This window comes from Brenneria roseae subsp. roseae, from assembly GCF_003115845.1.
Classification (GTDB): domain Bacteria; phylum Pseudomonadota; class Gammaproteobacteria; order Enterobacterales; family Enterobacteriaceae; genus Brenneria; species Brenneria roseae.
Genome location: NZ_KZ819029.1, coordinates 99,036 through 124,285 on the forward strand (window position 1 = coordinate 99,036; position 25,250 = coordinate 124,285).

At 42.8% G+C, this 25,250-nt stretch carries 25 protein-coding genes; 10 read left to right on the top strand and 15 right to left on the bottom strand.

Going from position 1 to position 25,250, the window contains the following annotated elements:
• Positions 1–187: 187 nt before the first annotated feature.
• From DDT52_RS12360 to DDT52_RS12385, 6 genes are all read right to left on the bottom strand, one after another.
• Positions 188–2,323 carry a YjbH domain-containing protein gene (locus tag DDT52_RS12360; protein ID WP_136156632.1) on the bottom strand — a complete coding sequence of 712 codons (2,136 nt, stop codon included), beginning with the start codon at positions 2,321–2,323 and terminating at the stop codon, positions 188–190.
• Positions 2,323–3,102 carry a capsule biosynthesis GfcC family protein gene (locus tag DDT52_RS12365; RefSeq protein WP_136156633.1) on the bottom strand — a complete coding sequence of 260 codons (780 nt, stop codon included), beginning with the start codon at positions 3,100–3,102 and terminating at the stop codon, positions 2,323–2,325. Before DDT52_RS12365 ends, DDT52_RS12360 begins: the two co-directional genes overlap by 1 nt.
• 9 nt (positions 3,103–3,111) lie before the next feature.
• Positions 3,112–3,789, bottom strand: coding sequence for a YjbF family lipoprotein (locus DDT52_RS12370; RefSeq protein WP_168709773.1), 678 nt, complete (start codon positions 3,787–3,789; stop codon positions 3,112–3,114).
• 75 nt (positions 3,790–3,864) lie between these two features.
• A complete protein-coding gene (locus tag DDT52_RS12375; RefSeq protein ID WP_109053600.1) occupies positions 3,865–4,110 on the bottom strand; it encodes a hypothetical protein in 246 nt (81 codons plus the stop codon).
• A 436-nt stretch (positions 4,111–4,546) separates the two neighbouring features.
• Positions 4,547–5,953 carry an NADP-dependent phosphogluconate dehydrogenase gene (gene gndA / locus DDT52_RS12380; RefSeq protein WP_136156634.1) on the bottom strand — a complete coding sequence of 469 codons (1,407 nt, stop codon included), beginning with the start codon at positions 5,951–5,953 and terminating at the stop codon, positions 4,547–4,549.
• 355 nt (positions 5,954–6,308) lie between these two features.
• Complete coding sequence (locus DDT52_RS12385) at positions 6,309–7,760, bottom strand: M20 family metallo-hydrolase (protein ID WP_168709774.1); 1,452 nt, start codon at positions 7,758–7,760, stop codon at positions 6,309–6,311.
• 547 nt (positions 7,761–8,307) lie between these two features.
• Here DDT52_RS12385 and DDT52_RS12390 point away from each other — a divergent pair.
• The 6 genes from DDT52_RS12390 to DDT52_RS12415 all read left to right on the top strand — a co-directional run bounded on the left by DDT52_RS12390 (position 8,308) and on the right by DDT52_RS12415 (position 12,153).
• Entirely contained in the window at positions 8,308–9,249 is a 942-nt protein-coding gene (locus tag DDT52_RS12390; RefSeq protein ID WP_136156636.1) for an omptin family outer membrane protease, read from the top strand.
• Between the two features lie 274 nt (positions 9,250–9,523).
• The gene (locus DDT52_RS12395; RefSeq protein WP_136156637.1) at positions 9,524–10,195 is read left to right on the top strand and encodes a DUF2589 domain-containing protein; all 672 of its coding nucleotides are present in this window, start codon (positions 9,524–9,526) and stop codon (positions 10,193–10,195) included.
• A 29-nt stretch (positions 10,196–10,224) separates the two neighbouring features.
• Positions 10,225–10,854: a DUF2589 domain-containing protein gene (locus DDT52_RS12400; protein WP_136156638.1), complete on the top strand. Its 630-nt coding sequence runs from the start codon at positions 10,225–10,227 to the stop codon at positions 10,852–10,854.
• Positions 10,855–10,983: 129 nt separating this feature from the next.
• Complete coding sequence (locus tag DDT52_RS12405; RefSeq protein WP_136156639.1) at positions 10,984–11,250, top strand: hypothetical protein; 267 nt, start codon at positions 10,984–10,986, stop codon at positions 11,248–11,250.
• A 2-nt stretch (positions 11,251–11,252) separates the two neighbouring features.
• Positions 11,253–11,645: a hypothetical protein gene (locus DDT52_RS12410; RefSeq protein ID WP_136156640.1), complete on the top strand. Its 393-nt coding sequence runs from the start codon at positions 11,253–11,255 to the stop codon at positions 11,643–11,645.
• A 55-nt stretch (positions 11,646–11,700) separates the two neighbouring features.
• Entirely contained in the window at positions 11,701–12,153 is a 453-nt protein-coding gene (locus DDT52_RS12415) for a lysozyme (protein ID WP_136156641.1), read from the top strand.
• Positions 12,154–12,333: 180 nt separating this feature from the next.
• On the opposite strand, the gene DDT52_RS12420 is transcribed toward DDT52_RS12415, so the two are convergent.
• Positions 12,334–13,236: a sugar phosphate nucleotidyltransferase gene (locus DDT52_RS12420; RefSeq protein WP_109053609.1), complete on the bottom strand. Its 903-nt coding sequence runs from the start codon at positions 13,234–13,236 to the stop codon at positions 12,334–12,336.
• A 462-nt stretch (positions 13,237–13,698) separates the two neighbouring features.
• On the opposite strand from DDT52_RS12420, the gene DDT52_RS12425 reads away from it, so the two are divergent.
• From DDT52_RS12425 to rfbD, 4 genes are all read left to right on the top strand, one after another.
• On the top strand, positions 13,699–14,670 hold the full coding sequence (locus DDT52_RS12425) for a hypothetical protein (protein ID WP_136156642.1): 972 nt from the start codon (positions 13,699–13,701) through the stop codon (positions 14,668–14,670).
• Between the two features lie 313 nt (positions 14,671–14,983).
• Positions 14,984–15,853: a glucose-1-phosphate thymidylyltransferase RfbA gene (gene rfbA, locus DDT52_RS12430; protein ID WP_136156738.1), complete on the top strand. Its 870-nt coding sequence runs from the start codon at positions 14,984–14,986 to the stop codon at positions 15,851–15,853.
• Position 15,854: 1 nt separating this feature from the next.
• Entirely contained in the window at positions 15,855–16,388 is a 534-nt protein-coding gene (rfbC, locus tag DDT52_RS12435) for a dTDP-4-dehydrorhamnose 3,5-epimerase (RefSeq protein WP_136156643.1), read from the top strand.
• Positions 16,388–17,233 carry a dTDP-4-dehydrorhamnose reductase gene (gene rfbD, locus DDT52_RS12440; RefSeq protein WP_136156644.1) on the top strand — a complete coding sequence of 282 codons (846 nt, stop codon included), beginning with the start codon at positions 16,388–16,390 and terminating at the stop codon, positions 17,231–17,233. The genes rfbC and rfbD overlap by 1 nt, the downstream gene beginning before the upstream one ends.
• 42 nt (positions 17,234–17,275) lie before the next feature.
• On the opposite strand, the gene DDT52_RS12445 is transcribed toward rfbD, so the two are convergent.
• The 8 genes from DDT52_RS12445 to DDT52_RS12480 form a co-directional block, all read right to left on the bottom strand.
• On the bottom strand, positions 17,276–18,442 hold the full coding sequence (locus tag DDT52_RS12445) for a nucleotide sugar dehydrogenase (protein ID WP_136156645.1): 1,167 nt from the start codon (positions 18,440–18,442) through the stop codon (positions 17,276–17,278).
• Positions 18,443–18,505: 63 nt separating this feature from the next.
• Entirely contained in the window at positions 18,506–19,507 is a 1,002-nt protein-coding gene (locus DDT52_RS12450) for an NAD-dependent epimerase (RefSeq protein ID WP_136156646.1), read from the bottom strand.
• 29 nt (positions 19,508–19,536) lie between these two features.
• A complete protein-coding gene (locus DDT52_RS12455; protein WP_136156647.1) occupies positions 19,537–20,658 on the bottom strand; it encodes a glycosyltransferase family 4 protein in 1,122 nt (373 codons plus the stop codon).
• Between the two features lie 54 nt (positions 20,659–20,712).
• On the bottom strand, positions 20,713–21,777 hold the full coding sequence (locus tag DDT52_RS12460) for a hypothetical protein (RefSeq protein WP_136156648.1): 1,065 nt from the start codon (positions 21,775–21,777) through the stop codon (positions 20,713–20,715).
• Positions 21,764–22,741 carry a glycosyltransferase family 2 protein gene (locus DDT52_RS12465; RefSeq protein WP_136156649.1) on the bottom strand — a complete coding sequence of 326 codons (978 nt, stop codon included), beginning with the start codon at positions 22,739–22,741 and terminating at the stop codon, positions 21,764–21,766. Before DDT52_RS12465 ends, DDT52_RS12460 begins: the two co-directional genes overlap by 14 nt.
• Position 22,742: 1 nt before the next feature.
• Positions 22,743–23,852 (bottom strand): polysaccharide pyruvyl transferase family protein, encoded by a 1,110-nt coding sequence (locus DDT52_RS12470; RefSeq protein WP_136156650.1) that lies wholly within the window; start codon positions 23,850–23,852, stop codon positions 22,743–22,745.
• 8 nt (positions 23,853–23,860) lie between these two features.
• The gene (locus DDT52_RS12475) at positions 23,861–24,298 is read right to left on the bottom strand and encodes an acyltransferase (RefSeq protein ID WP_168709775.1); all 438 of its coding nucleotides are present in this window, start codon (positions 24,296–24,298) and stop codon (positions 23,861–23,863) included.
• Between the two features lie 124 nt (positions 24,299–24,422).
• Complete coding sequence (locus DDT52_RS12480; protein ID WP_136156652.1) at positions 24,423–25,226, bottom strand: glycosyltransferase family 2 protein; 804 nt, start codon at positions 25,224–25,226, stop codon at positions 24,423–24,425.
• Positions 25,227–25,250: the final 24 nt, after the last annotated feature.

A 25,250-nucleotide genomic window follows, 5' to 3' on the forward strand; every position in this document is an offset into this window, starting at 1 on the left:
TTCCTTAAATCGTTTATCGCGACAGACTCTCAGCGCTATCTCACTTTGCCGTTCAACTTTCTGGCCAGCAGCACCACGCCCTTCGATCTGGCGGGAAACGGGCAAAAAAAAGCTCTTCATCACCGGTACACAAACCGAAAATGAAGAGCCCGTTAGCATGACGCCAGATACCGAGATCTCCAGCGTATTACTTATTCGTCACACCATACAGTGGATTACGACGCTGTAGCATCTGCCCGCCATCACGCGTCAACGGCACCCATCCAACAGCACCGCGCTTCACGGTTGGTTCAGTGAACAGCAGGTCAAACGGTATCGAGATATAGAAACCTTTTGTAAAGCTGCCTTCCCCGTATTCGCTCGAACTGACGTCCGTTTTAGTGGCAAATGCGCCAGCAATGATACCGCTGTCAAAGCGGCGGGACAGATCAATCGTTACCCCTTTATCCCCTGCCAGATAACGGCCGACACTGACCTTCGCCAGCGCCCCTTCCACAAACGGCAATTCCCAGTAGGCGGTCAGATGCCCTGTCACCACGTCGTAATCGGCCATCTTCATGACGTCGTTCCAGTCACGCTGTTTCACGTAGTTGACATCCATCCCCAGCGCCCAGCTTTTACCAAACGGTCGATACAAGACTTCGGAACCGACGCCGGCATACATCATTTCCAGATAACCGCCATACACCTGGGTGTACCAATCCTGCGCCGGATTATCCATACGGGTTAATTGCAGGTTGGTCAGCAGTAAATCAGAAGAGGTGACATATTCCCGGATCCAGGTCCTGACGCGCGGCAATGCGGCGCCGTCCGCCGGCGGGGTTTTATAATTGAACTTATCGTAATTATCCAACAGATTCAGCGACGCCGATCCGCCGATTGACCAGTGATCCGTCAGGCGATAATCAACACTGCCGGCCAGAGCGACCTGATACATATAGAATGATTCAGGCCCGCCAATCGATTGGGTCAATGTGGGTTCCAGCGAATAAGAGAAACGCTGCGGTTCAGTATGTAATACCTGCTGACCACGGACCTCGGCCACAGGCTCCGCACGATGCGTTTCCGGCTCCGCTTGCCCTAACGGCGTGGCGGCCTGCTGTACCTGATGGAACGCCCTGGCATCCACCTGCGTACTGGCTATCGGCAAACGCTGGCTACGCTGCACGATGTGATATTCGCTGACGTCTTCGGGTACATGGTTTGCCAGCACCGTCGCGGCGCGCAAAGACGCTTCATCGCTATCGCGATATTTATCCTGCTGAGCCACCACCGTCACTTGATGCCGATCGGCATAAATATCAGCTTCGCGATACCCGGCCTTGTCGTCCAGCTCTTTTGCCACCTGCTGCCAGTTGGTTCCTTTCCCGTCATCAACTGGGGCATAAACCGGTGGAGCATTATCAAGATGCGTCGGTTTCAGGCTGTTAAAATTGGTCCTCAGGGTAAAACCCCACATCAGGGTATTACCGCGCTGCCAGGAGAGCGTCGTGTCCAACACATCCCCTACGCGGTACACCATACCGACGTTAAGAGGCGAATCCTGCTTGATTTTCTCACTGCGGCCACGATCGGCGGCTTCATTGCTGTAGTCGTTACCCTCATATTCCAGCTTCAGACGGAGCGGATCCCACGGCGTTTGATACTCGATGCCTGCGAACAACGCTGCCGGGCCGTGGAAAAAGTTCTTCACTTCAAACTGTCCGCCGCCCGTTTTATAAGAATCACTGCGCTGGCAGAAACTATCTTTCAGAGAGCAGGCGGGATTCTTGATATTACCGCTTTCGGCCATATTGCCCCAGCCCATGCCAAGGGTAAAATCAAACGGCCCCAGCCGCTTACTGGCCACCAGATATTCACTGTCGAATAATCCTGTTCCGGCAATATCACGGAATCCTATTGATACATCGGGTAGCCAGTAGCTTTCCTGCCACAGTCTGGCCTTCAGATCGAAGGCTTTGTCCTTATAGGTTTGATTACCGCTGAAATCAACATTACTACTATAAGAGCGTGTGCGAATATCCGTATAACGCACCGTCGTTTCCAGCCAGTCAAACAACTGTAGCGAAACCGAATAACGACGATATTCATCGTTATCACGGTAGTTCACGCTGAACTCCCCGGTTTCCGCCATACGCGCCGTCGGCATTTGTAATAAACCGGTGCCGCCAAAGTCGGACTGCGAGACACCGGCAGGTTGAAAGCGGGTATTCTGGTTGGTCGCGCTGCCATCTGTCGCCTCGGCGGCCATCGCCTGGGCACTCAAAATGCTGCCAATTGCCAACGACAGACAGCCAAATTTAAAGTTCCTGTTTTTTGTCATTAGAATGGGATCCGGTTAGCAAGATAGTCAGCAAGTTGATCGTTTAACGAGGCCATGTCATCCGGCAACTTTGACGGATCAAAACCAATAAACAGCGTTTCTCCTGCGGCAGGCTCAATATGCCGGCGATTCCACAACGCCAGCGGCACCTTACGCCATGTACCATCACCGCCAATCAAATAGCCGAAACTGTTATCTGCGCCGGCCAACAATCGTTTACCCGCGACATAGCGTTCGATTGACCATCCAGACCGGAGCGCTACGCGCCCGGAGGTCTCCAATTCGCCAACATCGGCTGAGGTATTCAACAAACCAATCAATGAAAAGTTGTCGGCATACAGCGGCACATACAGTGCGTATTCTCCCACCAGCGGGCGATTATTTTTCAGGTGAACCCGTACCCGATCGGGGTCAAGTTCAGTGTGAATTCGTCCGGCAACGTTGATCGGTTCCAACGTTTTACGCAGCAGCCACGCCGATATCGCCAGATCGCCATCGCCTGAATTACGCCAGCGCGTTTCCAGCTCCGCCAGTTTCTCGCCCAGCTTATCGCCCTGCTCATACGTTTTCTGCGTAGTGGCGAAATCTGAAATCAACGCCGCTTGCCAGTTTACATTTGGCGGAAAAGCCACCTGCTCATAAAATTTTTCAAGACGCGTACCCTCTTCCAGCTTAACAACCGCCAGCGTTTGCTGCGGATCTTTGACGGTTAGCTGGGCGGCTGTCGCTACGCCGGAGACCAGCAGCAACAAGGTAGCCATACGAGTGAGTGCCAACATTTAAGCCCCTTATTGTACGTATGGTTTTAATACGGTGAATTTTACCAATGCCATGTCAGGCCCCATATACTGATAGCTCTGTACCACCTGTCCATTCGACGGCTCAATCCAGTAGCTATTGGTATAGCTTTCATTCAGCGCCGGCACGGTAACCTGCTCATCAAAACGCACCAGTTCACGAGGTTTATCCAGAATAGTCAGCGTTTCTTTACCACGGGAACGGAATACCGACGTGATCTCATAGCCACCCCGGAACACTTGCGCCCACTCAACGCGGCTTTGCCACGTCATCGGCGTGGTTGATTTCAGTAATCCCAATGCCAGTGGGTCCTGGCCAAGATTACTGACATACGTAATATCTTCACCAAATCCCTGGGTTTTTATCAGCCGACCATGCTGCGTTACGACCATATTCTTGTCAGCGGCAATCCATTTCAATTGTTCCTGCTCAGCAAACGCCAATACCACAAAAGCCTGCGGCGCCTTGCCGACTTTCAGATAGGCGGACGCATAAGGGGTATTTTGCACCTGACTGGCGGTAACATGGATGTCATCCTGTCCCAGAAAGGCCAGCCTGGCCGTTTTTCCCAACGATTCCATCTTCTGGGAACAGCCCATCAAAAGAAAGGGGAAAATAGATATGGCAATCAATGCCTTCGTTCTTGCCATTCGTTTTATTGTTGTCATCGAATGAAATTCCCGCCGAACAGCGCGATCCAGAAAAAGAAAGGCCACCGAAGTGGCCTTGGGATTTACACGAAATTATTGAGTAATTGTTGTGGTGCTGGTGCTGGTAGCAGAACCGCCATCATCGTTCTCAGCAACGGCAATAGCGATACCCGCAGCCACAGCGGCGGCGGCACCGATAGCAATCCAACCGGTCGTACCAGCAGCAACGCCGGACCCTGCGGCGCCAGCAGCACCGCCAGTGTTAGAAACACCATCAACAGCAAACGCATTAGACGACATAGCCAGTACTGCGGCCAGTGCAATTAACGTTTTCTTCATTACGATTTCCTTTTTTGAATATGAAGTACTTCAGGGTGAGATATCGCCAGTTCGACCATACCCCGACCTTCATTCCGACCAGACCATAAGTAGGGTATAACTCCCTATTCTACCGTTAGCCAGCCGAGACTGGGATCCTCCCAGCCGTGCGTTACAGGTGCATGGCAGTAAAAACCACTCCAAACAGAGAACCGAGGCGCCCGCCTCAGATCAATTTTCGCAACACCGTTAAAAATAGCAAGATTTTGACATAATAGACAATGAAGATAGCGGCGAAAAAGAAAGTTGGCTTAAGCAAACTGACAAAAAGAAGGTGAAAAACACTATAACAATCTGAATGATAAGAATATAAACCGCATTTTAAGCAAAAACGCCAGATATATCCTAATCTGGCGTTTTTATCTAACGAATCTCGTTGCATAAGCAACAGATTACATTATTCCAGCCACTCGGTGTGGAATACACCTTCTTTATCCGTACGTTTGTAAGTATGCGCACCGAAATAGTCACGCTGAGCCTGAATCAGGTTAGCGGGCAATACCGCGGAACGATAGCTATCATAGTACGCAATAGCCGCGGAGAACGTTGGCGTGGGAATACCCTGTTGAACAGCATAGGACACCACATCACGCAGCGCTTGCTGATATTCGTCAGCGACTTTCCTGAAATAAGGCGCCAGCAACAGGTTGGCGATATCGGCCTTTTGCTCATAGGCATCGGTAATTTTTTGCAGGAACTGCGCGCGAATAATACAACCCGCACGGAAAATTTTGGCGATCTCACCATAGTTGAGATCCCAGTGGTTCTCTTCCGATGCGGCTTTTAACTGAGAGAACCCTTGCGCATAGGATACGATCTTGCCCAGATACAGGGCGCGACGCACTTTCTCAACGAACTCGGCCTTATCGCCGCGGAACGCCTGCGCGGTAGGCCCGGTCAGGACTTTAGACGCCGCCACGCGCTGATCTTTCAGAGAAGACAAATAGCGGGCAAAGACAGACTCGGTGATCAACGACAGCGGTTCGCCCAAATCCAGAGAGCTTTGGCTGGTCCACTTGCCCGTACCTTTGTTTGCCGCTTCATCCAGAATCACGTCAACCAGATATTTCCCGTCTTCGTCTTTTTTGGTAAAGATATCAGCTGTGATTTCAATCAAATAGCTGCTCAGTTCACCTTTATTCCATTCGGAGAAGGTTGATGCCAACTCATCATTACCCAGATTCAACGCCTGCTTCAATAGCGCATAGGCTTCGGCAATCAGCTGCATATCACCGTACTCAATGCCGTTGTGAACCATTTTCACATAGTGGCCAGCCCCATCCGCGCCAATGTAAGTGACGCAGGCTTCGCCTTCGGCGCGCGCCGCGATTTTTTCCAGGATCGGCGCAACCAGCTCATAGGCTTCTTTCTGACCACCCGGCATGATAGAAGGCCCCTTCAGCGCGCCCTCCTCACCACCGGAAACGCCAGTGCCAATGAAGTTAAAGCCTTCTGCGGACAGCTCACGGTTACGACGAATAGTGTCTTTATAGAAGGTGTTGCCGCCATCAATGAGGATATCGCCCTTCTCCAGATACGGCTTCAGAGATTCGATGGTTTTATCGGTCGCTTCTCCGGCTTTTACCATCAACAGAATACGACGCGGTTTTTCCAGGGATTCAACAAATTCTTCGACGGTGTAATACGGAACCAGTTTTTTGCCTGGATTTTCTGCAATAACCTCGTCGGTTTTATCTGAAGAACGGTTAAAGATGGAAACGGTATAGCCACGGCTTTCAATATTCAGCGCCAGATTGCGCCCCATCACCGCCATACCGACAACGCCAATTTGCTGTTTGGACATTAAAGCAACTCCTGTCTGAAGGATAACCTGCCCGCCGCCGCAAACACGTGAGTTGCAAACCCGCAGGCAATTAAAAACAGGCTCACATGTTAACTCAGCTTTACGTGAGTGGATAGTGATTGGTTTAATCGCCACACCCCGTGATTTTATCCCGCCTTTTTTCCACTTTTCGCTGAGATTTTAGCGTTTATTAAAGGGTTGCGTAATATGCGGGAAACGGCTTATTGCGCGCTCCCGTTTACCTTCAACTGAACGCGTAGAGATAAAATATAGAGATCGGATGTTATCAACTGAAAATCAGTCTTATTGGGGCAAATCCCCGGTGGGTATGGAGGAAGAAACCAACCGCCTCAGCCTATTTCAGGATAAACAGTCGTTGCAGTTCACGTCGGTTACGCGCCTCCGTTTTACGATACAAATTCTTCAGATGCGTGCGTATGGTGTTGACGCTTAAATTAAGCTGTGCGCCGATCTGTTCATTATTCATGCCAACGCCCACCAATGCGGCAACGGCCTGCTCGGCAGGCGTAATCTTTTTATTCCCCTCGTCTACCCGTTTCTGGCGAACAACCGGTTGTTCTTTCAGCAACGGGGCATAGAGCATGCGGGCAAATATGCGCGTCTGGGACAGCTGTGCTTTAATACTAATACTTTCATTCGTTTGATTTTTACCGGATTGCTGAATACCCCACACGGCCACCGGCAATCCTAAAGAGCGGATCACCGACACCATGGTCACGCCACCGACGCCGACCAGCCGCGGCGTTACGTTCAGCTCTTTTTCTATCGCATCTGAAAGGATTCGGATCACGGGAGAACCACCCGGCGTAATGGGCGCATTCGGAGTAATTTCTACATAGCCAAAAGCAAAAACCACCTTCTCTTTCTTTTCAATCAGCCGCGCCAACTGCTGAAGATCGTCCATCACCGGTTCCAGCGCGCAATTCGGCATTAAACGAATATCCAGATAAAACACAAAATTCGCCGGAACGTGGTTCAGGCCGGTACAGTTGGTTTCCGAATGCGTGGGCGTAATGGTTGACGTCGGCGGAAAAAAGAAAGGATCCGGGCAGGCATAACGCCGGCGTACCTGTTTCAGGCGAGAAATAAATCGCGCGGCGGCCTCAAAACAATTTGGGCCTTCACTAAAACCGGCGTGATACTCCCGCCCACGAACATCAATACGTACCCAGGCGTTACGTTTCTCGCCAATTTCGATAATGCTGCCATTTTCATTGCCATAATCCGGCACCACGATCAAATCATCAGCGCGAAACAGGTTCGGCGTCTTATTGAGAATATGGCCGATACCTTTGGTGTAATCGGTAATTCCTGCGCTGGTGAATACCACGCCAATGCCCATCGGCGGCGTGATATTCAATTGCTTGACCGCATCCAGCAATAATAAGGCCGATACAATCCCCTGATTATTATCTTCCACCCCCCGACCATAAAGGCGGTCGCCATCAATGCGCAGCGTGAAAGGATCACTCACCCAATTTTCCACAGGGCCTGGCGCAGCGACGTCCATATGCGTCACCAGCCAGAGTGTCTGTTTGCATCCTGCCGGCAAATAATGCGCCACCAGATTCGGACGTAGTTTGTTGTGGGCCTGAATATCCAATGCATCCATACGTTGCACCCGGCATAATCCATTATGATAAAGCCAGTTTTCTATCCAACGGGCCTTTATTTCTTCTCCTTCCCCGCCGTGTTCGGGATTAATTGCCGGACGACAGACCAATTCCCGGTGTAACCCCACCACTTCACCTTCCTGCCGCGTAATAAAACTTAACAATTTATTCATAAAAAAATAACCATTGCAGAAAGAATGAAAGGTATCAACATCAATATGTTGACCTGCACAACAGCGTTTTACCGTGATCGCCCACATACTGTAAATACAAAAAATCAATTTCACCCCCACCTGTCGACATTTACCCTCTGTTGGGAGGTGATATTGGCGTGTGAAAAAACAAAAATACTTAAAAAACAAAATATTAAATAACAACCTGAGGGGGTGGCATCCCTGCTCACCCCCCACTATTTTTCTGCTCGTATCCTTGCAGCCGCGCATCCGGACGCGAATGATTATGCCAACAGGCATCGAGCGCCACTTCCCGGGGGGTGAATAACGAATCAGATAAAAGGTGATAGGAATATTCTGAGTTTTGGCTACTCTGAACATGAAAGGAAATAGGTGATAAAAGAAACTCACCGGATAAGCGAATATTACCTGCCGATATGATTTCGCATCAAATAGCCGTTTCATTTTTCACAAGTTAAAACAACGTAGTGTCATTTTTGTTACCAACTTATAAAAATATATGCGCAAACTGGTTGAGGAATAGAAGATGAAAATACCACTCACCATTATCGGACTAACGGGTGGATTACTTATTAGCGGATATGCCGCCGCAGATATTGGCGAGAAGCGCCAGCGCTTTTACCAGGATAAATTAACCGGCAGTATTGCGCTGGGTTTTTTGGCCGGAGAATCTCAAGAGTCAATTTATCATCCTAATAACGGCGGGAAAAAGGCCAGCGAGCTCGACTGGAAAATTAATAGCGCCGTCATTCTAAAAGGTGACGTGAGTTACGATATTCTGCCCCGCTTCAGTGCTGGATTACGCGGCTGGACGACGCTCTCTTCCGGCAATGGCACAATGGATGATTATGACTGGCTAGATAACAGCAAACCCGGTTGGTCACACTGGAGCCATCATGCAAAAACCGATCTGAATTATGCCAATGAAATTGATGTGAATATCATTGGCTGGCTGGTTAAAGCGCATGATTACAAGGTTGGCGCAACTTTCGGCTACCAGAGAACCGCCTTTAGTTGGTCAGCTTATGGCGGTGCCTTTAACTACGATAACGGCAATGATATTTTCACCTTTCCCAACAGCTACAAGATAATCGGCTACCGGCAAACTTATAGCATGCCTTATATCGGATTAATTGGTTCATGGCGTTATCAGGATTTTGAACTGAGTGGATTAATAAAATTCAGCGATTGGGTTGAGGGGAAGAGCAACGACGAACACTATGACAGAGACCTGACCATACGTAACAAAGGAAATAATGCCCGTCATCTCTCTGCAACCGTAAGCGCAGGCTACTATATCCATCCGCAAACAAAAATTTACGCAGAAGCCGCATACAGCCGTTATGAGGAAGCAAGAAGCGGGTTGGAATGGAAAGAGGCCGGGAGCTCTAATTATTTCGACGGCGACTGGAGTGGACTGGATAATAAATACTACACGCTATCTTTAGGCGTGCAATATAAGTTCTGATGATCGGTTCTAATAACGATCGTCATGCCTGAAAAGCAGGCACCCATAAACAGTAATCTTCGTGTTTGATGAAGTTTGGTGTAGATAGGAACAAGATTAAAACGATTATACCCTAAATAATTCGAGTTGCAGGGCAAAAAGTTGTCGTTTTGAACAACGCACATACAACTTGAAGTATGGCGGGTATATCACCCATTTTCTAATGGGAGCCAATAACAGGATAATACCGGGTTAATGACTTAGCCGATAAAGATGGAATTTGAGGACGGTTATTATGGCAAAAAACAACTCCCTGAGCAGTATCATTACTGCACTGGCGAAATCCATGGCGCAGGCCCAAAATGATGTGGCAGAAGCTCAATCTTTAAATATGTTGCGTTTTTTCAAAAGAAAACGCAGAAGAGATCCGAATCCAGAGCTTAGCGACAAAGAAAATTATTTACCCGGTATTTTCCCCAGAAGATTAAAAATTGGATTACCCTCACATCGTGAAAATGCCACTGATAATGATGTCGACTATTACTGTGTTCCTTTTATCAATCTGGTGCCATTAAGCAGCGTACGAATTGAAAAAGCGTCTGCCGAGTTCGAAGTCGGGCTCACCAATCTTGATGAATTCGAACCTGAACGCCAAAACGAACCCGATCGGAATAATATAAAACTCTTCGCCAACGACATTCAGGACGATCCTGAAATTCTTGCTAATCAGCCTTCTTTACAAATTGATATCGGCAGCGGGATACTGAAAAAAAATAACGGATTATTAGCGAATATAAAAGTCGAGCTCGTTCATCAGGACACGCCGGAAGGCGTCATGCGGATGGTTAATGAGTTGATTAATACCTCACAAGGCTATTTTTATACTGGAACGAAACAGGGAAAAAACGACCGGGAAGATGACCTGTCGAAATGGCTTTATAAAAACAAGAAAGACGTTAAGCAATAATTACACTTACAGCACAAGGAGTAACAATCATGGCAAATGAGATCGCCAACCAATTTAATGGGTTACCCATGAATACCCTCATTGGCGCCCCGTTACAGGCCGCCTGCGAGGCACAGGTGATGCTGGCTCGCGCCACAGCGGATTTTATTGATGAAATTGGATTTAACACTTCCTACAAACTGGAGAATGATAAAAAAACAGTCGATAAAAAAACGGTTCGAAGCGTTGCATTTGAATTCCAACAAAATATACCTACAGCTAAAACCGATGGCTCTGGAGAGATTGAGAAATATGCCCTCCAGGATATGGTTATCAACGTTCCTCTATTATCCATCGTCAATATTCCGGCGTTAGCGGTCAAAAAAGTGGATATCACTTTTGATATGGAGGTGAAATCCGCTACGGAAGATAAACGCGCATCAGATGAAAATATGGAACTCAATGCTGGCGGCGGATTGTTTGGCTGGGGAGTAAAAATCAAAGGTAATGTCAGCGCCCATCAGGAAAGTACGCGCAAAACCGATAACTCAGCCAAATATCATATTGAGGTACATGCCTCGGATGATGGTATGCCGGAAGGGCTTTCCCGTGTGCTGGATATTATGCAATCGGCGATCCAACCCATTCCCAAACCTGAAAAGGCAAACACAGCAGGATAAAATTAAGGATCAAATACCAGAGTAGCGATGAATAAATCAACATACGGTATTTGATATGTTGAAACAGGGTAAGAATATTGAGGTTCTTACCCTATTCCAGAGCTTATCACCCGGCAAGGAGGACAGAATATGGCAGGACAGATATTTGATCTCACCAGCGTCCGGTTTATCAAACGGATCGCCATAGGCAACCCTAATCCTTCCATTCCCTATTCGGAAGAGGACTCGCAACAAGCGATCGATGTGCTGAACCGCTGTTTATCTGAATCCCCGAAAGGGCACATCGTGGGAGTTGAGAAAAACTTCGTTTTACTCAACATGGGGGAACACCAGGTGATTCAGCAATGGCTAGTTTATCACATTGGATTTGAGCGCAAACCCCTGTGGCTGGCATAGCCATGAAAATTCCTCTCACCCGGCTAGCCCGCATTCTGCAAGAGGAAAAGCAGCGTACCCAGCAAGCACTCGATCGCTGGCTGGCGGAATACCATATGCAACGCCTGATACATTTCAGCCAGCGCTGGCAAAAAGATATAGCACATACCCGCCCAATGCTGGACTGCCATTGTTATCGTCTTACCTTGCAGATTGCCTTCAACGCTTACAGTCTGAAAAACCGCCAGACGGTACTCTACGCAGGCAAACCCGGCATCCTGACACGTTGGTTCAGAACCTGGCGAACACATCAGGTCATAATAAAAATTCACGCGACGTCCTCCGAACAACAATCGCACTACGACATTTTTATCGACGGACGCGCGATCAAAGAAATCAATAATAATGTTGTTTGACTCCGCCGCCATAACGGCAATGCAGATTCATGCTCTTTTTTAACGAGGTATTTTTATGGCAAACATTCCTATTGCAACTGGTCACGCAGGTATAGCGCTTATCAAAAGTTTCGAAGGATGTAGACTTACCCAGTATCGGGATGCCGTAGAAAAATGGACCATCGGCTACGGTCATTTAATTCTGCCTAACGAAAAATTTGATCACACGCTAACGGAAGAAGAAGCGGAAGAATTATTACGCAACGATCTAAAAATCACTGAAGCGCAGATACTGAAACTGGTCGACGTTGATATTAACCAAAATCAATTTGATGCACTGGTTTCTTTTGCTTTTAATCTTGGCCCAGGCAATTTAAAACGCTCAACACTTCTGCTGTACCTCAATCAAGGGAAATATGCAGAGGCCGCAGAACAGTTTCTACGCTGGAATAAAGCAGGCGGGAAAGAATTGTACGGGCTGACCAGAAGAAGAGCGGCAGAAAGAGAACTGTTTTTACTGAAAGAGTAAAAAACCATCACGTTTCATTCCGTTCTTTTTTGGGGACATGACGTCATTTCAGAAAACGGTGACGATAAGCCAGACGAGTTTGAGGGTTGCTATTTTATTTTGATATGAACACGTTAGAGATCGATGCATAAGATGCCTGCATTTTGCAGGCATCTTAAAACGGACACAATCCGCCATCCATCAACCCTGCTTTTTCAGCAACGCCTTGATGCTTTCCCTGAATTCCGCACCCAGTTCAGGATTACGCAATCCGTAAGAAACGAAAGCCTGCGCATACCCTAGCTTACGGCCACAGTTGAAATTTTTGCCTGCCATTTGCACGGCATCAACCTGCTGAGTCGAAATCAAATCAGCAATCACATCGGTAAGCTGGATACGGCCCCATGCGCCGGGAACCGCTTTAGCCAACAGCGGCCAGGCATCCGCTGTTAACACATAACGACCGACGGCAGAGAGATCCGACCCCGTTGCCGAAGGCGCTTCTGGTTTTTCGATCATTGATGTAATGGCAGACGCATCGCCGGGATTAACCAACGGAGTTTCACAATCCACTACCGAATACTCCGGCAACACTTCATAAGGACGGTGTTTGACCAATACCTGACTGCGCCCCGTTTCTTCAAAACGGGAAATCAGCAATGCAAGATTGTCTTTAGCCTGATCGGCGGTGTTCTCGTCCAGAACAACGTCCGGCAAAACGACAACAAACGGGTTATCCCCCACTATTGGTCTGGCACAGGACACGGCGTGCCCTAATCCCAGCGTTTCCCCCTGACGGACGTTCATGATGGTCACGCCTTTTGGGCAAATAGACTGAACTTCTGCCAGCAACTGACGCTTGGCGCGCTCTTCCAACAGAGATTCAAGCTCAAACGAGGTATCGAAATGGTTTTCGATCGCGTTTTTAGACGCGTGCGTCACCAGTACAATCTCTTTAATGCCGGCATTAACACACTCGTTGACGATTTTCTCAATCACCGGGCGATCGACTATCGGCAACATCTCTTTAGGTATTGCCTTAGTCACCGGCAACAAATTCATCCCTAAACCTGCCACAGGGATAATGGCTTTCAATGATGTCATGAATTGACTCTCTTCAATCTGATTGTTTTCACCTGGCAGCGTAATCCCGCTACACCGCGCATGACACTAAGATTACACCTAATCCGAATCAAAGCGATCGCGGGTATAGACTTTTTCTGATACATCGGACAATTCTGGTGCGGTTTATCAGTAAGAGACAAACAAAGCTAAAAGCGCGAGTGTACCAGTGCCCGCTCCCAGACTTAAATGAGCGTAGTTTTGCAAACATCCTTAACCGCAAACGCGGGGAGATGTTGTAAAATTCTGGATCGCAGATGGTTGGCAAAAGCTTCCAATGACTGATGGGCAACGCTCAGCGAACCGGCGGGGATAATTTTTTTGATATTTATCGTGGGGGGAGGAATAAATCAGAAAAGGGGTGATAGACACATGTAATTTTTTATTAATCTGTGTCTTATACTGTTACGACTACATCAGCCAGATAATAATAAGGAAGCGACCATGAAGGATATCAATAAAACGATAGATCAAATGAAAACACGTTTACCTAAAGAACTGACGAACACACTTTTGCCTGAAGAACTGAATGAAGGGGATGTCCTGCTTTTTTCACCTGAAAAGGGTAGCTTTATCTCATGGGCTATTACTTTTTTAACCGATGCTCCCGTTAGCCATGCAGCAATGCTGTATAAAAAATCCCCGCTTAGCATTATCGAAGAAAGCCCGCCTCAGGTTGCTGTTAATGAAGCGCTGCACCGTTTTCATGACCGCACCATATACGTTTACCGGCATGCATCCCAGCAGGAATTATCGCCGGTTATTGATGCGGCTACGCTGCACCGTAATAACCTGGAACCCTATGATAATGCCAGTCTGTATATTGTGGGGATATTACTGCTGTATAAAAAAATCTCATTCCCTACGCTCGCTCAGAAAGTCATTTTGCGCATTTTGAAGAAGTTAACCGCAACGTTGACCCAATATCTCCAGCAGCATAAAAACCCGGGGAAAATACCCATGGTTTGCTCGCAGTTCGTTTCCCAGTGCTTTGAAGATGCAGGTAGTCAATACCAACTGCATTTTCATCACCAGCTTCTGAACGCAGCCCACGGCCAAAACCTGCTGGATAGGGCTGTGGAATTTATTGACCAGCATCCCTTCTCGGCCAGGAATATCGTTAACATTACTTCTAATAATACTGTTACTGAAAGTGATGAAGAGCTTTGCCGGGCATTATACGCCGCCATTGATAGCGGTATGGTCAGCAACAATGTACCAGCCATTGATCCTGAATTAGCACAAGCTATTGAGGAGTTTGCGGGCATCAACGCAGCGTTATCCGGTACGCAGAACAATGCAAATACATTAACCGCAACCCATCAATTACAGGCCAATATGAACATGTTTGTTTTCCCCGGAGATCTGCTGCAACACTGTACCAGTCTGAAGCCTGTGGGAAAAATCGAGATTTAATCCTCTGAACAACCAACCAGATTAACTGATTCACCTTATACCGGGCTCAGTGCCCGGTATTGCAACACCGGCGGTGAAAACTTATCCCCCCACTCTGGGCCAAAGATGGACCAAAGCTAACACTCAAACTTCATTTGACTGGATTTCATAAACCAACCGATAATTTTCGTGAGGGAAAACCTCCGAATCTGTTAGATAGGGATGAGTATAGATTTATTTGATTTTTCCCTGTCGCATCAGACAACGCTGGTATCATTCGATATACTACTGCACTTATAACTATGTCTCTTGAAAAACGTTTATAGGTGGCATGATGAAAGGGATCGTACTCGCTGGCGGAACAGGTACACGGTTATACCCGATTACCCGCGGAATTTCGAAACAGTTACTGCCGATTTATGATAAGCCCATGGTTTATTACCCTATTTCGGTTTTAATGCTTGCGGGTATCCGAGACATATTGCTCATTACCACACCGGAAGATATGCCCGCCTTCCAGCGTCTTTTAGGCGATGGCAGTCGCTTTGGCATTCAATTGAGTTATGCCATTCAGCCCAGTCCCGATGGCCTCGCCCAAGCCTTTATCATTGGCGAAAAGTTTATTAATGGTGAGCGTTGTGCCCTGGTTCTTGGCGATAATATCTATTTTGGTCAGAGCTTTGGTAAAAAACTGGAAACCGTTGCGGCAAAAGAAGAAGGCGCTACAATTTTTGGCTATCAGGTAACCGATCCTGAACGGTTTGGTGTGGTCGAGTTCGATGAAGATTTCAGAGCACTATCAATAGAAGAAAAGCCAACCACGCCAAAATCAAATTGGGCCGTTACTGGGCTCTACTTCTACGATAAAAATGTGGTTGAAATGGCTCGTCAGGTGAAACCTTCATCTCGCGGCGAACTGGAAATTACCACGCTTAACCAAATGTATCTCGAACAGGGTTCGTTAAGTGTCGAACTGTTGGGTCGGGGATTTGCCTGGCTGGACACCGGCACGCATGATAGCCTGATTGAAGCCTCGCAATTCATTCATACCATCGAAAAACGTCAGGGGCTTAAAGTTGCCTGTCTGGAAGAGATCGCATTCCGTAAGGGTTGGATATCTCGTCAACAGCTTGCGGAAGAAGCAGACGTGATGATTAAAACGCCTTATGGGCAATACTTAACACAATTAATCGCAGAAAAATAATATGCATGTCATTGATACCGCTATTTATGGCGCAAAAATCATCCAGCCAAAAGTTTTTGGCGACGCACGCGGATTCTTTTTGGAAACGTTTGAAAAGAAACGCTACCAGCAATACTTAAATATCGATCTGGACTTTGTTCAGGATAATCATTCTCGCTCAAGCAAAGGCGTACTACGAGGGTTGCATTTTCAGCAAAAAAATCCGCAAGGAAAACTGGTGCGGGTCGTGCGTGGTGAAGTTTTTGATGTTGCCGTTGATATACGGCCACAATCGCCTACCTATGGGAAATGGGAAGGAACCATCCTCTCGGAGGAGAATAAAATGCAATTCTGGCTACCGCCAGGGTTGGCGCATGGTTTCGTCGTGCTTTCCGATATTGCCGATTTTGAATACAAATGTACGGATTACTATAACCCTAAAGATGAAGGCTGCCTGCTGTGGAACGATCCTGAAATCGGTATTAATTGGCCAATTTCAGAGCCCTTACTGTCAGAAAAAGACAGGCAAGGGAAACTGTTCAGAGATTTGAAATAATGAAGATATTACTCACTGGCGCAAAAGGCCAACTGGGCCGCTGTTTTCAGGATCGTCTTCCATCAGAATGGGAAATCTGGGCAACGGACTGCGATGAACTTGATATCACAGACATTGGGCAGGTTGAACAGGCGGTAGAACACTTTCAGCCAGATGCCATCGTAAATGCAGCGGCGTATACCGCTGTTGACAAAGCGGAATCAGAGCCCGAGTTAGCAGATCTAATCAATGTAGCAGGCCCGGCCAATTTAGCCAGCGTTGCGAATAAACAGCATATACGCCTCGTTCACGTTTCCACTGACTATGTCTTTGATGGCAAGGCTACACAGCCTTACACTGAAACCAGCTCTACGAATCCATTAAGCGTATATGGCAGGACGAAACTCGCGGGCGAACAGGTGGTGATGAAAACAGCGCCTGATTCGATCATTGTACGTACCGCATGGGTATTCAGTGAGTATGGTAATAATTTCGTCAAAACCATGCTTAGACTGGCTAAAGAACGAGATACGCTGAGCATTGTGAACGATCAGCGCGGATGTCCGACCTATGCCGGTGATTTGGCGCAGGCGATTATTGAACTATTGCAACAACAGGCAAAAGGCGAGATTTATCACTATTGCGGTGATAGAGAGGTGAGCTGGTATGAGTTTGCTGAAGTGATTTTTGATGTTGCAGCAAATAAATCGGTTCTGGCAAAAAGGCCGATACTGGCACCAATAACAACGGAACAATATCCGACACCGGCTCACAGACCTGGTTTTTCTACGTTGGCTTGCAATAATGTTAAACAGTTAAGTATTGATTTATCCAACTGGGAAAAAGCATTAGAAAAAGTCATTTAACCAAATCCCTACTTTGCGTAACACAAAGTAGGGATAACCATCTCAATCCGAGCCAAAAAGATCGCGCGTATACACTTTTTCTATAACATCAGAGAGTTCATCAGTCATACGATTAGAAATAATCACATCGGATATCCCTTTGAACTCATCCAGATCATTAATTACTCGAGACCGGAAGAACGTATCCTCTTTAAGTACAGGTTCATATACCACAACCTCAATACCCTTCGCCTTAATACGTTTCATCACCCCCTGGATCGCTGAGGCACGGAAATTATCTGAACCTGCCTTCATTACCAAACGATAAACACCCACAACCTTGGGGTTGCGTTCGATAATAGAATCGGCAATAAAATCTTTGCGGGTACGATTTGCTTCAACAATGGCGCTAATCAGGCTATTTGGTACACTAGCGTAGTTCGCCAACAACTGTTTCGTGTCTTTCGGTAAGCAATAACCACCGTAACCAAAAGAAGGATTGTTGTAATGGCTGCCGATACGGGGATCTAATCCTACCCCCTCGATAATCTGTTTACTATTCAAACCATGAATTTGCGCATAACTATCCAACTCGTTGAAATATGCTACGCGCATTGCCAGATAGGTATTGGAAAAAAGTTTTATTGCTTCAGCTTCTGTTGAATCTGTAAAAAGGACAGGAACATCTTTCTTAATAGCTCCTTGCAGTAATAGACTTGCGAATATTTCCGCTCTTTCTGAACGCTCGCCGATGACAATGCGGGATGGATATAAGTTATCATACAGCGCTTTTCCTTCTCGCAGGAATTCCGGAGAGAAAATAATATTCTCAGTGTTGAATTTATCACGTAACTGTTTAGTATATCCAACAGGGATTGTAGATTTTATAATAATGATGGCATTAGAAGCAATGCTCAATACATCTTGAATCACTGACTCCACAGATTTTGTATTAAAATAATTCGTTTTAGGATCATAATCTGTAGGAGTTGCCACAATGACAAAATCAGCGTCTTTATATGCTACATACTTGTCTATCGTAGCATGTAAATCAAGATTTTTATTTTTAAGAAAATCCTCAATTTCCGTATCGACAATCGGAGATGTTTTATCGTTTAAAAGTTCAACTTTTTCAGGAATAACATCTAATGCGATAACATGATTATGTTGTGCCAGTAATATGGCATTAGAGAGGCCTACATAGCCTGTACCTACAATTGCTATTTTCATTTTCTAACCGTAAAATTAATAAAAAAATTGTAGTTTTTGTTTATAAAAATCAAGAAATTAACTTTAATAAAAAGATTTATACCAGTTTACAAAGTTTGTCACACCTTCATTTATTCCAATTTTGGGTTTATACCCTGTAGCAGTAAAAAAGTCTTTCGTATCAGCCCAGGTCTGATAAACATCACCAGGTTGCATTGGCAAAAAGTTTTTCTTCGCCTCTATACCTAATACATTTTCTAAAGCAGTAACAAAATCCATTAATTTTACTGGGCTACCATTTCCTATATTATATATTTGATATGGTGCAGAACTGGTCGCCAAACTTCCAGACTCAACACTCCAATTATCATTTCCTTTAGGAACAGTGGCCGTGATGCGAACAATGCCCTCCACGATGTCATCAATATAGGTAAAGTCTCGACTTAAATTACCATTATTGTAGATATCAATAGGCTCATTATTTAATATATTTTGCGTGAATTTAAATAACGCCATATCTGGACGTCCCCATGGACCATAAACGGTAAAAAAACGTAACCCAGTGGTAGGTATATTGTATAGATGGGAATACGAATGAGCCATTAGTTCGTTTGCTTTTTTAGTAGCAGCATATAATGAAACAGGATGATCTACTGAATCAACTGTAGAAAATGGAGTTTTATTATTCAGGCCGTATACTGAGCTAGATGAAGCATATACCAAATGTTTTATCTTACATTTCCGACAACATTCTAAAATATTAAGGTAGCCGACTAAATTACTGTCTGCATACACACTAGGATTTTGCAATGAGTACCGCACTCCCGCTTGAGCTGCAAGATGAACTACGCAGTCAAAATTCTCAGACATAAACAAACTATTAAGGCCATCTTTATCAGAGATATCCAATCTGATAAATTTAAAATTATTCTCAGATTTCAAGATATCTAATCTAGATTCTTTCAGATTTATATCATAGTAATCATTGATATTATCAATACCAACGACAGTATCGCCTTTACTACAGAAAGATAGAGCAGCTGCATAACCAATAAATCCAGCTGCACCTGTAATCAATATTTTCATAGGTTCCACTCAAGAGTAAAAAGTTTAGCTTAGTAAGCTCGAACTAATTCTTTAACAGCCCTGACATATTCATTAATAACAATTTTCTCATCAAATTCATTCTCAGCTTTTTTACGACTATATTCTCCCATAGCCAATCTTTGAGCATGAGTCATATTTATCATACTTTCCATTTTTTCAAGAAGACTGAGACTAGATCTTGGCGTACATAAAAAGCCATTAATACCATCAACTACAGTTTCTCTGCATCCAACATTGTCGGTAGTAATAATTGGTTTTCCCATAGCACAAGCCTCCAAAAGAGATTTAGGTACCCCCTCTCTATAAAAAGAAGGTAAGACGATACAATCAGATCGCCCAATCTCTTTTTCAACATTTTGTGATACTCCCAAGTATGAAACAATGCCTTCATTAACCCAGATGTTTATTTGGTCTGACGATATCGCAGACGGGCTTACTGAATCAATAAACCCTAATAGGTTAAACTCGACAGAATCGCCATACTTATTTTTTAAAATTTTTGCAGCTTCTGCAAAATGAACTACACCTTTTTCTACTAATAATCTAGCGACCAAAAGAAACCTGACAACGCCATCATCTGGCGCCGAAACAGTGCAAAACCGTTCTAAATCAACTCCTGAACCAGGTAATCTTTTGGTCTTACTAATTGGAATAAGGTCGTTATCAATGAAAAAATTTCTATCTGTTTCGTTTTGAAAAAAAACCCTATATGCTTTATTTTGAGATAGCTTATATAAATTTTTCACTATAAAATATAAAAAATTATTTTTATTAAAAGACACTCCCAATCCCGCAATATTATTAATAACCTTTGAACCTGCATAGGTTGCAGCCAATGTGCTATAAATATTATTTTTAGGCGTAAAATTTAACACAACATCAGGTTTTAATTTATTATAAATTTTAAAAAACCTAATTATCAGTAAAATTTCCTTCAAAGGATTGATACTACCCCGTTCGATATGGACGGGAATAAAATCGGCTCCTAATGAAATTATTTTATCTGAATATTCATCTTTAGGGGATATAACAACGATAGAATAACCATTATCAATTAATGCCTTGATTGTATTTTTTCTAAAATTATATATATACCAACTAGTATTTGCAGTAAGCACGATAACGGCCATAACTTAACCTTAAGAAAATTTCAATAACAAATAAATACTTTATGAATCAAAATATCATAACACTCCCGTATTCCCTAAATATCTCTTTTCCATGCGAGAAAATATCGGAATACAGTAAAAAAGAATAAGTAAAAATGGATAATAACCTTGCTTATATCTAATAGCACTACCATAATTCATAACACCGAATGGATATGTGGCGAAAAGTAAAAGGAGAGTAGAAAAAACCAGCATTGATATAAATGAAAGTCTAAATCTATTAGATATCAAAATAAAAAACAATGTTATTAATATAATAGTTATTATCAGCGATTCAATAAAAACAAAAAGGACAATCATACTTCGTCCAGCCTCGGAAAATGTTGGTCCCCAAAAAGATAACAACATGCCTTCAAAAGCTTTTGTATACCAATCACTAGGCCTTACCCAAAACTCCTCACGACTCGCTCCAGCTTCGAGATCAAATCCTCGGATAACTCTGAATACCGTGTCAGAAATTACATCATTGAATGAATAGAGGGTAATTGCTATTGCCGTAATCCCAATTATAGATACCATCAGAAAAATACTTGCATTAGAATTTTTCTTACCAAATAGATAACCTGTTAGATAGCAAACAATAATGCTTGGCATATATTGAGGTTTAAATATAACAATGATATAAAGTGCTAATAAAACAACAAAAGAATTAAGCCGGTTAAATTTAAAGTATAACCTGACAATATCAGACGCCAGTATAATCATAAAACCTGATACAATTGCTTCTTTTGATGGAACACTGGTCCAGATTAAATAACTTGGAAAGGATAAGAAAGCAAGCAATGTGTAAAGTTGGAGACGTGTAAACGTGAAATCTCTTAGTGCATAAAACGTTAAGCATAAATTTATAATTGCAAATCCCAAGAATGCAAACGCACTACCACCAAGACCAAGAATACCGCCAATAAAATCCATAAAAGCAGTAGAATCATAGAAAGTCCTTAGCGAAATATTCAAATCCGCATTAATATATCTTTCACTATCACCAATTTTAGTAATGCTACTAAGAATGAAAAGTGATATTAAAGAATAAAGAACTTTTATTGAGAAAAAAAGGAACCAAGGTTTATTTATTTTCATATTTCCAGCAAAATTCAAATTTATTTTTACTTGTAAAAAAATATCTTACCAGAGACAGAAGTCTTAACACAGAGTGAGCAAGATTTTTTTTCCCAAAAACAAGAATATAGATAAGAGAAAAAATGAAGAGAAATAACAAAGCATATTTAACTTTAAAAAAAGAAATAAACAAAAACAAAGAAAAGAAACCCAAGAAACAAAAAAAGGGAGATTGATTTAGGATCGTATATTTAAAAGAACCATTTTTATAAGAATTAAATATATAATGAGAAAAATAATAACCAGTCCCATATCGTTTACAATAAGACCGAATGTTTGATGAGTAACTAGCAGTCTTTCTATTATTATGAATAATAAATGGAATGTTAATACACTTTATATTATAGCCCAGACTCATAATATTAGATAAGACAAGTTGTTCTTCCCACATAATCTGATCTGGTTGGAACCCTCCAGACTTTATTAAAACATCTCGGCGAACTAAAAATGCACCACCAATGTGTTTGACATTAGACATATTTTTGTTTTTATAGAAGTCTTTCGTTTTAATTTCAAACTCATTTCGGAAATAATTAAAAGTATTTTCTTGGCGAAGTCCAATGCAACCAACTGTAGAATCAGACAGAATATTCTCTGAAAAAATATTTTCTAGAAAACTTACATCTAAGAGCATATCACCATCTAAAAATAAAATATAGTTATACTTAGCATTTAATTCACCAACTTTTCTCGCAGCCGAAGCACTTCTGTTTTTAGTAAGCTTAAATATTTTACAGTTTCTAACCCCTCGAGCAATATCAACACTTCTGTCAGATGAACCACTATCTACATATATAATCTCATATTCAGCACGATCTAACTTAGAGATAGCTTTTGTTATAGACTGGAAACATCCATCTAATGATACCTCCTCATTAAGTCCTATAACAACAAAAGAGATCGAAATCCTCGAATTATCCATCATTCTAGCCTAATATTCTGCTGTAAGGTTTCAAAGAAAAAGATTCATAATCACTTGGTTTGAGCACATCAAGTTTAGCGGTGAGCAATTCATTGAGCACTAAATCAACCCTCTGAGAGGTAATATTGATATTATCTAATCTTATATCTCTAGGATAGAAAATAGCATTATTAAAATCAGTGCATTTTTTATGATATTCAACAAGACAAAAATTAATGCCTGATAAATACGCAGCAATACCCCCATGTAGTCTAGTTGTAATAAAAAAATCACATTCCTTTATTTTATCTATTGATTGTAAGGGATTTTCATGTTGCCAAAGGGAAACATTTATTCCATTTTCAGTAAGAAGATCGAATATATTTTTTGATATATAATAATCACCCAAATCATCATTAGTATTTAAAACAAAAACAATAACTTCAATGCTTCTATTTTTAGAGCAAAAATTGATAATACCATCAATAAGAGCGGAACTTCGATTATCTTCAATTCTTTTATCGCCTCCCGCATATCGTTCATAAAAGCATAAAGATACACCTAGTTTCTGAGTATTAGAGGGATATAATTTAATACGTTTGAAATAAGGATAGAGCACACCGGCTATATCAAAATTATTATCAGGAATATGTGTACATTTAATACGCTTACACTCATCAACAGATGCATTATCTCTAACTGAGAGATAGGATAAAGAATTAATAAACTTTCGACTAAACACCTCATCTTTCTTGCTAGAAAAAGGACCGACTGAAACACCTATAGCGTAAAACTTACAAATACCTATCCTTGCAAGAATATACTGAAGCATTCTCATATTATTTGATGTATTTGATGAAATAACAGATCCACCTGCAAGCACAATTTTATCGTATAAGAACGAGTAAAATAGCATAAAAAACATACGGGTAAGCTTGCTAAAAAAACTATTCCCTCGATAAATTTCACTTAAAAAATCTGGTACTAAAAAATTAGCATCTATCCCATCAATCTTAGGAGATAATATAGCTATATCAATTTCAGTCTCATTCTTTAATGCTTCTAACGATGCAAGAGGGAAAAGATCGTCACCAAAGTTATTAAAACCGTAGTAGCCGGTAAATAATATTTTCATAAATATATCTAGTCTAATTCTCTAATAACAACTGCAGGATTACCTGCCACCAAGACATTATCAGGAACAGAAGTTGTCAACACACTTCCTGCACCAACTATAGAGTTAATACCTATTGTGACGCCTTTTAATATGATCACATTTGAACAAATCCATACGTTATCCTTTATAACAACATCTCTGTCAATAGCATTTTTTTTAGTTTTCATACCGCTTGTAATAGCATGAAAGTCACTTCCAAATATTTTAACATTATCACCGATCAAACAATTATACCCAATCTCGATCTTTGCTTTATTTGCAATAATACAGAAGCCATTATTAATGGCCGTATTATCTTTAATAATAATCTCTGAGTCTACTTCTCGAGCTTCTATATATGCATATGTATTTAAATATCCAGGTGAATTTCTAACTCCGAAGGTAACTGAGCTATGTATTTTCACATTCCCTTTTCCTGTTATATATACCGGCTGCATAGCTTTAAAAGAGTGAATTCGGAATAATATTAAACTATAGTAAGCACGTCTTAGATATTGATGACTTTCAACCAAAAGGAACCTTATTATTCTAAAAAATCTTTTCATATAAAATTCTACCTATAATTCTAAAATCATATAAAAAGTAAAAAATGTTTAACTTGATTTTCTCAGTTAAATTGAAATCATTCAAAGTTAGAGCTGCTTTCCTGCATTTTATAAAATATCTACGCCTGTCAATGTAACTCGCTATGGTATTAAATGTGTTAGTTATATTAGAATCGTGCCTTCGATAAAAAGATATAATATCCGGAATAAACACTAGTTTTCCTGCAGAAGCTATTTTTAGATAAACTAGCCATTCTCCATAAAGCTTATATGATTCATCCCATCCAGAAACAGATAAGAAAACACTCTTCCTGAAACAGAGCCCGCAGCTTTGAAAAATGTTTCTTTTAGACATCTCATATCTATAATTATTTGTGACCTTAATTATTTTAGATGGTGAGATAAAATAATCGCCGACAATATCAGTTGGACTCAAAATCTTTGATGCATTATGACAAATAGTGACATTTTCGTCGAGGAAGACATCTTTTATCTTATTAAGATGATTTTTATCTAATACATCATCTTGCCCTAAGCAAATAATGAGTTCCCCTTTAGCCTGAGAAACTGCTTCATTAATATTCTTAGCTAATCCTTGATTTATTTTTTTTTCAATAATTTTAACTTCTGTAGGATACCTCGACCTTACCATGTTAACAGTACCATCTTTAGATGCATCATCAATAAGAATAATTTCAAAATCACGAAATGTTTGTTGTAGTATGGAATCAATAGTTTTAAAAATATATTTCTCGCCATTATAAGACGGTATCACTATCGTGAACATTGAACGTAACCTATAAATTAATTA